An 11,631-nucleotide genomic window follows, 5' to 3' on the forward strand; every position below is an offset into this window, starting at 1 on the left:
CCCACGATCGATCTGCTGACCACGGAGTGTGGCCGCTGACAACGTAGCCCGTCCGCGCGCGGTGCGGAATGGTTTCGATCGCCGTGATTCGAAGGAACGTGCCTCGACTTCCGTTCCTGCCCTGCAGTATTCGACCGGAACCACTGAGTGCTCTAGGGTGGCGGGGTAGGCATGCGAGAGGTGATGAGGCAATGAAGGTAACGGTAGTGGCCGGCAATCCCAAGCCCGGTTCACGGACGCTGGACGCGGCCGGTCTGGTCGCGGCCGCGGTGACAGGCGCCGCCGTGGATTCCACGGTCGACGTGATCGAGCTCGGTCCGGGACTGCTCGGGTGGGGCGACGAGAAGGTCGCGGCGGCCGTGGAGACCGTGGCCTCGTCGGATCTCGTGGTGTTCGCCAGCCCGACGTTCAAGGCGTCGTACACGGGTGTGCTGAAACTGTTCCTCGACCAGTTCGCGACCGGCGACGGCCTGAAGGGCGTCGTGGTGGTGCCGCTGATGCTCGGGGCCGGCCCGGCACACGCCATGGCGCCGGACCTGCTGCTCAAGCCGGTGCTCGTGGAATTGGGCGCGACAGCCCCCGCGCCGGGCCTCTACCTCATCGACACCGCCTACACCACCGACACGCGCATCGCCGACTACGCCGAGCGGTGGGGTTCGATCCTCACCGCGGCGGCCCGGACCCGGACGGAACTCTCATGACGCAGGCAGACGGCACACTGGACAAGACTTCGCTCCGAGAGGCGTTCGGACATTTCCCGAGCGGTGTCGTCGCCGTCTGCGCCGAAGTCGACGGTGAACGGGTCGGGATGGCAGCGAGCACGTTCGTGCCGGTGTCCCTGGAGCCGCCGCTCGTCGCGTTCTGCGTGCAGAACACGTCCACGACGTGGCCGAAGCTCGCGGACCTCGAGCACGTCGGGATCAGTGTGCTCGGTGAGGCGCACGACGCCGCCGCGCGTGTGCTGGCCGCGAAGACCGGTGACCGGTTCGCGGGCCTCGACACCGAAACCACCGACGGCGGCGCGTTGTTCATCGACGGAGCGTCGGTGTGGCTGGACACCACCGTCACCCAGCAGGTGCCCGCGGGCGATCACGCGATCGTGGTCCTGCGGATCAACGAGCTGCGGGTGCAGTCGGAGATCGAGCCGATCGTGTTCCACCGCAGCCGGTTCCGCTGGCTCCGCACCGTCGCGTCGTAACCGAGTGCGATGACCACGGAACTGACGGCCCCGGCCGAGACGGACGTCCATCCTCTGGACGACGCGATTCGCGAATCCCTGCGCGGCGAGCACGCGCATTTCGCCCGGTGGTCGGGCCGGGTGGCGCGGTATCACCCGGACGTCGCGCCGCACGTCGGCCACCCGGACACCCTGGTGGACGAGGACTGGGCGGACCTGGCCGCACTGCTCGGCCCGTCGGCGACGGCCGCGCTCCGCGGATTCGGGCACACGCCGCCGCCGGGCTGGGAGGTTCTGGACTCCTTCGGCCTGGTCCAGATGGACGGCACCGCGCTGGACGTCGTACCGGACCCGGACGCCGAGGTCCTCGGCGCGGACAATGTTCCGGAGATCCTCGATCTGATCGGCCGCACCCGGCCCGGACCGTACCTTCCGCGGACCATCGAGATGGGGACCTACCTCGGGTTTCGGGTCGACGGCGAACTCGTCGCCATGGCGGGAGAGCGGCTGCATCCGCCCGGCTGGACCRAGATCAGCGCGGTCTGCACCGACGAGCGTTTCCGGGGCCGCGGATTCGGTGCCCGGCTCGTCCGCGCCGTCGGAGCCGGTATCCACGCACGCGGGGAGACGCCGTTCCTGCACGCCGCGCAGTCGAACACGACGGCGATCCGGCTGTACGAGAGCCTGGGTTTCACCCTCCGCCGGCAGTCCGCCCTCACCGTGGTCCGGACACCCGCGTAGGCGGCTCCGCCGCCCGTGCGTGGTTAACGAGTCCCTGCACTCGTCAACCACGCACGGGGAGCGGAGCGCCCTCGAAACGTTCGCGGAGTGTCGATTCGGCGTACTCGTGCTGGAAGATCCCCTTCTCGCGGAGTACCGGTACGACGTGGTCGACGAAATCGGTGAGGCCGGAGGGGAATCCGTCCGGCATCAGGTTGAATCCGTCCGCCGCGCCCGCCACGAACCACTCCTCGATGGTGTCGGCGATCTGTTCGGGGGAGCCGACGACGAGCCGGTGGCCGAAGCCGCCTGCCTTGCGCAGAAGTTCGGACACCGAGTACCGGCTCTCCAGTGCCAGTCGCACGACGGCTTCACGGAACCCGAGGGAACCGGAGAACGACGGGTCGACCGGCGCCAGCAGCAGGTCCTCCGGGATCGGCCGGTCCGGGTCGAGTGAGCTGAGGTCGACGCCGAGCATCCCGCCGAGCCGCTCGGCGGCCTTGGACTCCCAATCCTCGTACCGGGCGATCGCCTCGGCCTCGGTGCTGCCTACCACCGTGACGAGGCCGGGCAGGATCTTCACGGACCCGGGGTCGCGACCGGCCGCGCGCGCGACGTCCTTCACCTGCCGGTAGTGCTGCCGACCGGCGTCGAGTGTGAGCTCCGCCGAGAACACCGCGTCGGCGCTGCGTCCGGCCAGCGTGCGGCCCTGCGGGGAACCACCGGCCTGCACTAGCAGCGGGCGGCCCTGCGGCGACGGCGGCACGGGCAGCACACCGTGCACGTGGAAGAACTCCCCGTCGTGGTGCACCGGCACCCGGGTGGCCGCCGATTCCCACAGCGCCGTGACGACGTCCACGAACTCGGAGGCGCGGCGGTACCGCGCCTCGCGGTCGGGGATCCGGGAGAGACCGAAGTTGTGGGCCGTCCCGGCGTGGAACGTGGTCACCACATTCCACGCCACCCGCCCGCCGGACACGACGTCGAGGGACAGGAACCGGTCCGCCAGGTCGAACGGGTCGTTGAACGTCGTCGACGCCGTGCCGATCAGCCCGAGGTGCTCCGTCGCGCTCGCCACCACCCCGAGAACGGTGGTGGGTTCGAGCGCCCGGGTCGGTTTGACGGCGGGATCCTCGCGGAGCGCGGGACCGTCCGCGAGGAACAGCGCGTCCAGGGTGCCGCGCTCCGCGATCTTCGCGACCTCGGCGTAGTAGTCGGGGTCGATGAACGACGTCGGGTGCAGATCGGGGGCCCGCCACGCGGACGGGTGGAAACCCACGTCCAGCACGTTGACGTTGAGGATGACCTCTCGTTGCGCGGGCATCAGCCGGCGGGCTTCGCGGCGGCGCCGTCGACGTTCGTCTGGCTCCGGTCGGTGGCCCGCGCCGACTCGATGCTCTGCGCCACCCGGGAGAAGAACGGGTCGCTGTCGATCAGCTGACCGATCCGCGGATCGTGGTACGTGTCGAGCAGCGGCGCAAAGTCGGGGTTGTCCTTGTTCTTCTCGTTGATGACGACCTCGATCCAATACAGCTCGTAGGCGGGGGCGTTGAAGACGATCTTGTCGTCCGGGACGTCGGCGAGATCGAAGTTGGAACGCCAGCCCAGCGCCAGGTCGACGTCGGGGAGCGTGCGCGGCAACTGCGCCAGCGCGGCCTCGGTGAATTCGAACGACTTCGGGTTGTCCTTGACGTCGCGGATCGTCACGCGGGACGGGTCGACTCCGTCCTTCAGCGTCAACTGGCCGAGGTCCTGCAGGGTCTGCAGGGCCTGCGCCTGGTTCGACGGGTCGTCGGGGATGGCGACCTTGGCGCCCTTGGGGAGATCCTCGAGCTTGTCGAACTTCTCGGAATAGCCCGAGAACTTCAGGACGTACCAGTCGCCGGCCGCATATAGTCCGAAGTTGCCGTCCTCATTCTGCACCCGCATCCACTCCTGATGCTGGCTGTGGTTGGCGTCGATGTCGCCCTGGGAGACCGCGAGGTTCTTGAGCTTCGAATCCTCGATCTGCACCGGTTCGACGGTGATGCCGTGGTCGGGTGCGAGTTTCGCGACCTCCTTGGCGAGCTTCTCGTCGAGGATCGATCCGGCGGTGTACCCGATCTTGAACGTGGTCTGCGGACCGTCGCCCTCGGTGCGGTCGTTGCCACCTCCCGCGCCGCACGCGGTCAGGAGGAGTAGCAGTGTGGCCGTCAGTCCGCCTGCCGCGACAGCGCGGGCGCGCGTCACCGAGCGGGGTCGAGTCGTCATGGGTGTAGTCCTCTGATCTGGGTGGGAGTGAAAGGCTCAGCGTCGGTTGGTGAGGCGGGCTGCCAGGTCGCCGACGAGTTGGATGACCTGGACCAGCACCACGAGCGCGATGACCGTCGTGATCATCACGGTGTTGTCGAATCGGTTGTAGCCGTAGGCGATGGCGAGGTTGCCGATGCCGCCGGCTCCCACGGCGCCTGCGATCGCCGACATGTCGAGGATGCCGATCAACGCGATCGTCAGGGCACCGATGATGCTCGGGACCGCTTCGTGGAGTTGCACTTTGCGGATGATCTGGAAGTTCGAGCCGGCCGACGCGCGTCCCACTTCCACCACTTCGGGCGGAACGTCGCGCAGCGAGTTCTCGATCAGGCGCGCGACGTACGGGGTTGCGGCCAGCGTCATCGGTACGGCCGCCGCCTGCACCCCGAGCGACGTGCCGACGACGAAGCGGGTGAACGGGATGATGGCGGCCATCAGCACCAGGAATGGCAGCGATCGTCCGAGATTGACCACCCAACCGGCGACCGCGTTGACCGCCGGGTTGGGAAACAGCCCGCGGGGAGCGGTGTTGTGCAGGATGACCGCCAGCGGAGTGCCCAGCAGGATCGCCAGGATCACCGTGATCCCGACCATCTGCACGGTCTGTTGCAGGGCGGGCAGGAACAATTCGGGAAGTTCCTCGACGGGGGTCGAGATGGCCAGGACGACGCTGTCGGCGCTCATGCGGCCGCCTCCTCGGTGGCCGGGGCGGACGCGCTGTCGTCGACCCGTGTCCCGTGCAGGCCCCACGAGGACAGAAGCTCCCCGACCGACGGATGGTCACCGGCGACCGAGATGGTGACCCGGCCCGCCGGGCGTCCGCCGACCGACTCCACGGTCCCGGAGAGCACCCCGATCGACCGGCCGGTCGCCGTGCCGAGACGCTCGATCCAGTTGGTGGGGACGGTGTCGGAGCCGTAGGTGACGTGCCACAGCACGTCCCGGTCCTCCGCGGTGATGTGGGAACGGTCGGGGAGCAGCCCGACGCCGAGTTCGGAACGGGGGTCGCGCAGGAGGTCGATCACCGGTCCCGATTCCACGACCCGTCCCGCGTCGAGGACGGTGACCACGTCGGCGACCTGGCGGACGACGTCCATCTCGTGGGTGATCAGCACGATCGTCAGCCCGAGGTCGTCGCGCAGTTCGCGTAGCAACGCGAGGATGGATCGGGTGGTGGCGGGGTCCAGTCCGGACGTCGCCTCGTCGGACACCAGGACCTTGGGCGCCAGTGCCAGCGAGCGGGCGATCCCCACGCGTTGCCGCTGCCCGCCCGACAGTTGCCGGGGGTAGAGGTCGGCCTTGTCGGACAGTCCCACCCGCTCGAGCAGCTCCGCCACCCGTGCCCGTCGCTCGGTGCGGCCGATGCCGGCGAATTCCAGCGGCAGCGCCACGTTCTCGGCGGCGGTCCGGCGGGCGAGGAGGCTCGACGCCTGGAAGATCGTGCCGATCGCGCGGCGCTGCTCCCGCAATCGCCGCTCGGACAGCCCGGAGACGTCCGTCCCGTCGAGGAGGATGCGACCCTCGGACGGACGCTCGAGCAGGCTGATGATGCGCGACAGCGTGGTCTTGCCCGCCCCGCTCTGGCCGATCACCGCGGCGATCTGGCCGGTGCCGACGGTGAAGTCGATGTCGTGGAGCACCTCGACGGAACGGGCTCTCTTCCCGAATCGTTTCGTGACGGAACGGACTTCGATCATGCTGCACCACCTGTATCGGATGACGGCACCGCGGGTCGGCCGCCGGGAGGGAGTCCTGGCCTGTGGGTGGGCCAGTGGGCTCCCGAAACGATAGGCGTGGGTAAACGGAAAGTCATGTGTAAGAATCGACTTGATCAGAAGGTGCGCTCGCTACCCGGGATACACCGGACGGCGGTGGGCCGGGGCAGCCGCCGGATCGGGTAGCCGCAGCGTCGCCCGGAGCGACCGCTGCCGGTACCCGCGGGGCCGAGGCGGTCGCGCCCATGCGGAGAAGCCGGCGTCGAGGTCGGTGACGGTCGCGATGTGACCGTCCACGCCGGTGGCGTCGGGATCGTCGACGACGAACAGCAGGGCGCGCTCACGCACGGCCGTGCCGTGCCGGTCGACGTCGCCGCCGGACAGCACGACGATATCGGAAACCTCGGCGGCGGAGACGATGTCGTCGCCCTCCTCCGCCCACCATGCGACGGGAATCTTCTGCTGCGGCGGTGTCGGGACGTTGAGGGGGCCGGCGATGTCGAAGACCCCCTGGTGGTCGGCGTAGACGATGCGGTCGGAATCGGCGAACCGCACGTCGCCGGGGCGTCCACGGATCGTGTCGGCCGGCCAGCTCTCCCACAGTGTGCGGGAGGCGTGGATCGCGTCCGTCGTCACCGCGGGACTCGGCCCGGGCTCGATCCATACCCCCGCCGAGGCCAGGTTGCCCGGCGCCGACCGGTCCTCCACCCCGGTGAGCCAGCCGACGCGGCCGCGGCTGGTGTGGTCCAGCGAGGCCAGGCGGCGAGCCAGGTTGTACGGGTGGTCGAGGTGGGGGACGGCGGTGACGAACACACCGACGTCGGCGGTGGCGGCGATCAGCGCCGCGGCGGACACGCTGGGGGACAGGGCCGCGGTGGGGCGGGGAGCGGTCCGCGACACCCGTTCGACACCGACGAGGACGAAGTCCGCCCCGGTTCGGTCGACGAACGCGGCGAGTTCGTCGACCCGGCCGCGGCGGATGGCATCGACGAGCAGGTGCTCACCGAGCGCGAGTCCGTAGAAGGTCCTGCTGCGCTGGATCACACTCATCCGAGGTCTCCCGGTGTCGGTTCGAGGGTCTGCTGTCGTGATGTCAAGGGGCATCTCCTGAGAAGAGGGTGGATGTCGCGAGGGCGAGGGACGTCAGCCCCAGGGCGACCAGCAACATCGATACGGACGCACTGCGCCGGAGGACGCTGGACCGCGGATCCTGCGGGTCGTACCACAGCCAGAGGACCTGTCCGGCAACGAATTCGTTCCTGCCGGCACCGGACGCGGCGGCACCGGATCCCGGACCGGGATCGAATGTCTCTCGCCGGCCGGTGAACTCGTCGCCCCCGACCCGGTACGCGTAGGTGACCGCGGGTCGTACGTCGACGACCGAGCATTCGGACCCGGTCCACGACCGGGACCGCCACAGCGCGACGACGCCCGGAACCCCACGGAACAGGAGGAACGCACCCGCGATGATCCAGACGGTGACCACACGGGCGACGTTACGGCGGCGACGGTGGGGTCGTACAGCCTTCCCCGCAGCGTGAGCGGAACACCGCTATGCGACACCTGGACCGAGCGCAGGTGAGTACCGCTGTGGAGCAGAATGTTTCGATTGCTCACGACTCACAATCAGACTGAGCGCAATGCTCGTCCCGGGCGCGACGCTCTGGGAAGGTAAAAGGCAATCGCGGAGAGGGGAACCGTCATGAGCCGACATTCCGTCGTCGGGCTGCACCTCGATGCCGCCGTCGTCACGCACGTGCTCGACCCGAGGCAGCAGGCGCGGCGAGAAGACTTCGGGCGCAGCATCGACGAGTCGGGAATCGACTTCCTCATTCTCGGTGGTGACCACAAGAACGAGGTGGAGCCGAGGATCGATGCGACGGTGGCCGCCACCGTCCTGGCCCGGCACACGAGCACGGTGGGACTGGTGGTGGCCGGCGCCGTCGTCCGCGATCACCCGTTCAATCTCGCGCGCCGGCTCGGTTCCCTCGACCACGGATCCCACGGCAGGGCCGGCTGGCTGATCGGGTCGGGCCCGGTGAACGCGGCCGTCGATGCCGTGTCGGTCGTCCGGAAGTTGTGGGAGAGCTGGCCCGGCGACAGCATCGTCGACGACGCCGAGCGCGGCATCTTCGCGGACTCCGAACGGATCGTCCACATCGATCACTCGGGGATCTTCTCCGTCTCCGGCCCACTCAATGTTCCCGAACCGCCGCAACGCAAGCCGCCCGTCTTCTGGCACCCCGCGACCGAGGCCGAACAGGTCGCGGCGCGGCGCACCGCCGACGCGGTGATCCTTCCGGACGAGGACTCGGTGCGCCGGTACCGGGCGCACTTCGACCCGGACGCCGCCCGGGACCAGGCGCTGCTCATCGACCTGCAGTGGACACCAGGCAGCATCCCACCTGCGACGGAAGCCGACGGCGTGATCGTCCGAGGGTTCACCGCGACCGATCTGCCCGCCCTGCTCGACGCGGTTCGGCGCGACCCGTCACTCCACGACCCGCGGCCCACCCTGCGTGACCGATTGGGTCTGCAGACGGCGGAGACCGTGCTGTCCGGCGGCCGCAGCGCGTTCCCGGTCAGCTGACCATTTCACCGAAGACAGGAGATTCACCATGACAGCGGTATCCGAGGCACCCGCGCCGGAGGCGGTGCGCCCGCCCGCACGCGGCTCCGCCGAACTGGCGGCCGTGATCGCCGAGATCGCCGACGACGCCGCGCGGCGGCGTGCCGGTGGCGGGACCGAAGGACCGCACCGCGCCGTCGAGTTGATCCGCGAGCACCGCCTCGGGGCCGTGCGCGTGCCCCGCGAACAGGGCGGCGGCGGGTACACCCTGCAGGATCTGTTCGACCTGGTGATCGACCTCGCCGAGGCCGATCCCGATGTTCCGCACATCATCCGCGTCCACTACGCCTTCGTCGAGGAACTGCTGCGGGTCCCGCGCACCGAACGCAAGGACGCATGGTTGCCGGAGGTCCTGTCGGGCAAGCTGTTCGGCGGCGCGTCCTCGGAACTGAGCACCCGCGCCGTCGGCTCCTACAGTTTCGAATCCACGCTGACTCCGCAGTCCGGCGGGTACCGCCTCGACGGGGTGAAGTTCTACAGCACCGGCTCGCTGTACTCCGATTTCATCCGGGTCTCCGCCAACGTCCCGGATGGAAAGGCACTCAGCGCCATCGTGCCCGCCGACCGCGCGGGGATCGTCCACGAGGACGACTGGGACGGAATCGGCCAGCGTCACACCGGCAGCGGGACGACCGTGTTCGAGAACGTCGCCGTCGCCGAGTCCGAGACCCTTCCGTTCCGGGGTGGCGACGAGGAGACCCGGCCGCGTCAGGCGCTTCCTCAGCTGTACCTGCACGCGATCGCGGCGGGCATCCTCCGCACCGTCACGACCGAGTCCGCCGCGCTGATCCGCGGCCGCAAGCGCAGTTTCGTGTTCGCCGCCGCCGAGGAACCACGGCACGACCCGCAGTTGCTCGAGGTCGTCGGAACGCTGTCGGCGGCGGCCTTCGCGGCGGAGTCGGTGGTCCGCGCGGCCGCCGCAGCCCAGGATGTGGCCGCGGACGCCGCCCGCACGTCCGGCGTCGACGCCCGGCTCGAGCAGGACGCCGCGGTCCTGGCCGCCAAGGTGAAGGTGTCCATCGAGGACGTCGCGCTCCGGGCCGCCACCCGGTTGTTCGAGGTGGGCGGTGCCTCGGCCACCCGGGAGTCCGCGCACCTGGACCGGCACTGGCGGAACCTGCGAACCCTGTTCTCCCACAACCCGACGGTGTACAAGGCGCGGGTGATCGGCGACCTCGTGGTCAACGAGACACCGCTCCCCGACACCGGATTCTTCTGATTCGGAAGGCAAAGCCGTGAGTAGCTCCCGACGCCAACTGGTGCTCAACGTGAACGTGCTCGACGTGGGCATCGCCCCCGGGGCGTGGACGCTCGACGACGTGCACGCCCACTCGTTCGTCGATCTCGACCACTTCACCAGGGTCGCGCGGATCGCTGAGCGCGGCACCCTCGACGCGTTCTTCCTCGCCGACGGTCCCGGCTTCTGGGAGAACCCCCGGGTCAAGCCGACCCGGGCGCTCGAACCGTCGGTGATCCTGGCGGCCGTCGCGACAGCCACCGAGAATCTGGGGCTGATCGGGACCGCCTCCACCACGTTCAACGACCCGCGCGATCTCGCCGAACGCTTCCTCTCCCTCGACTACCTCAGCGGTGGCCGGGTGGGGTGGAACGTGGTCACCACGTATTCACCGACGGCGGCAGCCAATTTCGGCTTCGACCAGATCCCGGACCGCGACTACCGCTACCGCCGTGCCGAGGCGTTCGTCGGTGTGGTCACCGCGCTGTGGGAGAGCGCTCGCAGCGGTGTCCCGGTGTCGCACCACAGCGAGTTCTTCGACGTCGACGGCGTGCTGCGGGCTCCGGCGTCGGAGCAGGGGCAGCCGCCGCTCGTGCAGGCGGGTGGATCACCCGCCGGGCGCGAGCTCGCCGGACGCACCGCTCACGGCGTATTCTCCGCGGAACTGACGCTCGACTCCGCGCGCAGGCACTACAAGCACGTCAAGGACGTGGCGCGGGCGGCAGGCCGCAACCCGGACGACGTGAAGATCCTGCCCGGGCTGATCACCGTCATCGGCTCGACGGAAGCGGAGGCGATCGCTCGACACGAGCAGCTCCGCGAACACGTCCCCGCCCGGTTCGGCTGGGACCGGCTGGGTCTGACGCTCGGTGTCCCGCTCGCGGAACTCGACCTCGACCAGCCGATCCCGCAGTCGCTGCTGGACGGGCCGCCCGACCCGGCGACGTTCTCGGGTTCCCTCGGATTCCGCGAATCGGTGGTCGGGCTGGCGCGTGAGCGGAACCTGACCGTCGCCCAGCTCCTGCGCGAGCTGAAAGGCGGCGGCGGCCACCGAGCCGTCATCGGCACCCCGGAACAGGTGGCCGACACCATCGAGGCGTGGTTCCGCGCCGAGGCGGCCGACGGATTCAACCTCATGCCCGACGCGTTCCCGTCCGGCCTCGACACCTTCGTCGACGAAGTGGTGCCCCTGCTCCGCAAGCGGGGACTGTTCCGCCACGAATACGCGGAGAAGACCCTGCGCGACCGCTTCGCGGTGCCGCTTCCCGAGTACGGAGCCGCGCGGTCGGCCTGACTGCGTCCAGACGGTAAGGAGGCCTGGTGAATTCACCGCGGTCGGGGTCGCAGGCGGTCGAGCGGGCGATCGCGGTCCTCGCCTGCTTCGAGGGCGGAGCCACCGACCTGACGGTCAGCGCGCTCGCCGCCCGCACCGGATTGGCCGTCAGCACCGCGTACCGCATCGTGCAGGCCCTCGTCCGCGGCGGATTGCTCGAACGCGACGAGCACACCGACTGCTATCGGGTGGGGCCGAGCCTGATCTCCCTCGCCGTGCCGTCGCTGGGGCGGCACGACGCCGAAGCGTTCGCGCCGCACCTGTATTCGCTCGCCGCGCGGGTGAAACTGACCGCCAGCCTCGGCGTCGCGAAGGACGATGTCGCGGTCACCGTCTTCTCCGCGCGCCCACCCGAACGGTTCTGCACGCATCAGCTGCCCGGGGCGCGTCAGCCACTGCAGACCAGCGCGATGGGCATGGCGATTCTGGCGTTCGGCACGGCGTCCGCCCGGCGAGGCAGTTCGGTGCCGGTGCCCTCGGACCTCGAACGGGTCCGGCGGCGGGGGTACGCCGCAGCCTTCTCCGTCG

13 protein-coding genes are annotated in these 11,631 nt (G+C 69.6%); 7 read left to right on the forward strand and 6 right to left on the reverse strand.

Annotated elements, in window-relative coordinates:
• Window positions 1-191: 191 nt before the first annotated feature.
• Genes AC1DWT_RS19645 through AC1DWT_RS19655 form a run of 3 tightly spaced genes read left to right on the forward strand, consistent with a single transcriptional unit; the run spans window position 192 to window position 1,918 of the window.
• Window positions 192-701 carry an NADPH-dependent FMN reductase gene (locus tag AC1DWT_RS19645; protein ID WP_206012925.1) on the forward strand — a complete coding sequence of 170 codons (510 nt, stop codon included), beginning with the start codon at window positions 192-194 and terminating at the stop codon, window positions 699-701.
• Window positions 698-1,198 carry a flavin reductase family protein gene (locus AC1DWT_RS19650; protein ID WP_072944120.1) on the forward strand — a complete coding sequence of 167 codons (501 nt, stop codon included), beginning with the start codon at window positions 698-700 and terminating at the stop codon, window positions 1,196-1,198. The genes AC1DWT_RS19645 and AC1DWT_RS19650 overlap by 4 nt, the downstream gene beginning before the upstream one ends.
• A gap of 9 nt (window positions 1,199-1,207) precedes the next feature.
• On the forward strand, window positions 1,208-1,918 hold the full coding sequence (locus AC1DWT_RS19655; protein WP_477921879.1) for a GNAT family N-acetyltransferase: 711 nt from the start codon (window positions 1,208-1,210) through the stop codon (window positions 1,916-1,918).
• Between the two features lie 43 nt (window positions 1,919-1,961).
• On the opposite strand, the gene AC1DWT_RS19660 is transcribed toward AC1DWT_RS19655, so the two are convergent.
• From AC1DWT_RS19660 to AC1DWT_RS19685, 6 genes are all read right to left on the reverse strand, one after another.
• Window positions 1,962-3,221, reverse strand: coding sequence for an NtaA/DmoA family FMN-dependent monooxygenase (locus tag AC1DWT_RS19660; protein ID WP_206012924.1), 1,260 nt, complete (start codon window positions 3,219-3,221; stop codon window positions 1,962-1,964).
• Complete coding sequence (locus AC1DWT_RS19665; protein WP_206012923.1) at window positions 3,221-4,147, reverse strand: MetQ/NlpA family ABC transporter substrate-binding protein; 927 nt, start codon at window positions 4,145-4,147, stop codon at window positions 3,221-3,223. The genes AC1DWT_RS19660 and AC1DWT_RS19665 overlap by 1 nt, the downstream gene beginning before the upstream one ends.
• 36 nt (window positions 4,148-4,183) lie before the next feature.
• Entirely contained in the window at window positions 4,184-4,873 is a 690-nt protein-coding gene (locus tag AC1DWT_RS19670; protein ID WP_206012922.1) for a methionine ABC transporter permease, read from the reverse strand.
• Window positions 4,870-5,886 carry a methionine ABC transporter ATP-binding protein gene (locus AC1DWT_RS19675; RefSeq protein ID WP_206012921.1) on the reverse strand — a complete coding sequence of 339 codons (1,017 nt, stop codon included), beginning with the start codon at window positions 5,884-5,886 and terminating at the stop codon, window positions 4,870-4,872. The genes AC1DWT_RS19670 and AC1DWT_RS19675 overlap by 4 nt, the downstream gene beginning before the upstream one ends.
• 150 nt (window positions 5,887-6,036) lie before the next feature.
• The gene (locus tag AC1DWT_RS19680; RefSeq protein ID WP_206012920.1) at window positions 6,037-6,954 is read right to left on the reverse strand and encodes an LLM class flavin-dependent oxidoreductase; all 918 of its coding nucleotides are present in this window, start codon (window positions 6,952-6,954) and stop codon (window positions 6,037-6,039) included.
• Between the two features lie 43 nt (window positions 6,955-6,997).
• Complete coding sequence (locus AC1DWT_RS19685; RefSeq protein WP_206012919.1) at window positions 6,998-7,390, reverse strand: DUF3592 domain-containing protein; 393 nt, start codon at window positions 7,388-7,390, stop codon at window positions 6,998-7,000.
• Between the two features lie 216 nt (window positions 7,391-7,606).
• On the opposite strand from AC1DWT_RS19685, the gene AC1DWT_RS19690 reads away from it, so the two are divergent.
• From AC1DWT_RS19690 to AC1DWT_RS19705, 4 genes are all read left to right on the forward strand, one after another.
• Window positions 7,607-8,494, forward strand: coding sequence for an LLM class flavin-dependent oxidoreductase (locus AC1DWT_RS19690; protein WP_095865856.1), 888 nt, complete (start codon window positions 7,607-7,609; stop codon window positions 8,492-8,494).
• A gap of 28 nt (window positions 8,495-8,522) precedes the next feature.
• Window positions 8,523-9,752, forward strand: coding sequence for an acyl-CoA dehydrogenase family protein (locus tag AC1DWT_RS19695; RefSeq protein WP_206012918.1), 1,230 nt, complete (start codon window positions 8,523-8,525; stop codon window positions 9,750-9,752).
• A gap of 16 nt (window positions 9,753-9,768) precedes the next feature.
• The gene (locus tag AC1DWT_RS19700) at window positions 9,769-11,064 is read left to right on the forward strand and encodes an LLM class flavin-dependent oxidoreductase (protein WP_206012917.1); all 1,296 of its coding nucleotides are present in this window, start codon (window positions 9,769-9,771) and stop codon (window positions 11,062-11,064) included.
• 26 nt (window positions 11,065-11,090) lie between these two features.
• A partial coding sequence (locus tag AC1DWT_RS19705; protein WP_477921884.1) for an IclR family transcriptional regulator occupies window positions 11,091-11,631 on the forward strand: 541 nt, incomplete at its 3' end.

It is taken from the genome of Rhodococcus sp. P4_B6 (assembly GCF_056402215.1).

What these genes read in the sequence shown, in the direction of transcription:
- AC1DWT_RS19645 (WP_206012925.1), top strand. Translation starts at nt 192, where the DNA reads ATGAAGGTAACGGTAGTGGCCGGCAATCCCAAGCCCGGTTCACGGACG.
- AC1DWT_RS19650 (WP_072944120.1), top strand. Translation starts at nt 698, where the DNA reads ATGACGCAGGCAGACGGCACACTGGACAAGACTTCGCTCCGAGAGGCG.
- AC1DWT_RS19660 (WP_206012924.1), bottom strand. Translation starts at nt 3,221, where the DNA reads ATGCCCGCGCAACGAGAGGTCATCCTCAACGTCAACGTGCTGGACGTG.
- AC1DWT_RS19665 (WP_206012923.1), bottom strand. Translation starts at nt 4,147, where the DNA reads ATGACGACTCGACCCCGCTCGGTGACGCGCGCCCGCGCTGTCGCGGCA.
- AC1DWT_RS19670 (WP_206012922.1), bottom strand. Translation starts at nt 4,873, where the DNA reads ATGAGCGCCGACAGCGTCGTCCTGGCCATCTCGACCCCCGTCGAGGAA.
- AC1DWT_RS19675 (WP_206012921.1), bottom strand. Translation starts at nt 5,886, where the DNA reads ATGATCGAAGTCCGTTCCGTCACGAAACGATTCGGGAAGAGAGCCCGT.
- AC1DWT_RS19680 (WP_206012920.1), bottom strand. Translation starts at nt 6,954, where the DNA reads ATGAGTGTGATCCAGCGCAGCAGGACCTTCTACGGACTCGCGCTCGGT.
- AC1DWT_RS19690 (WP_095865856.1), top strand. Translation starts at nt 7,607, where the DNA reads ATGAGCCGACATTCCGTCGTCGGGCTGCACCTCGATGCCGCCGTCGTC.
- AC1DWT_RS19695 (WP_206012918.1), top strand. Translation starts at nt 8,523, where the DNA reads ATGACAGCGGTATCCGAGGCACCCGCGCCGGAGGCGGTGCGCCCGCCC.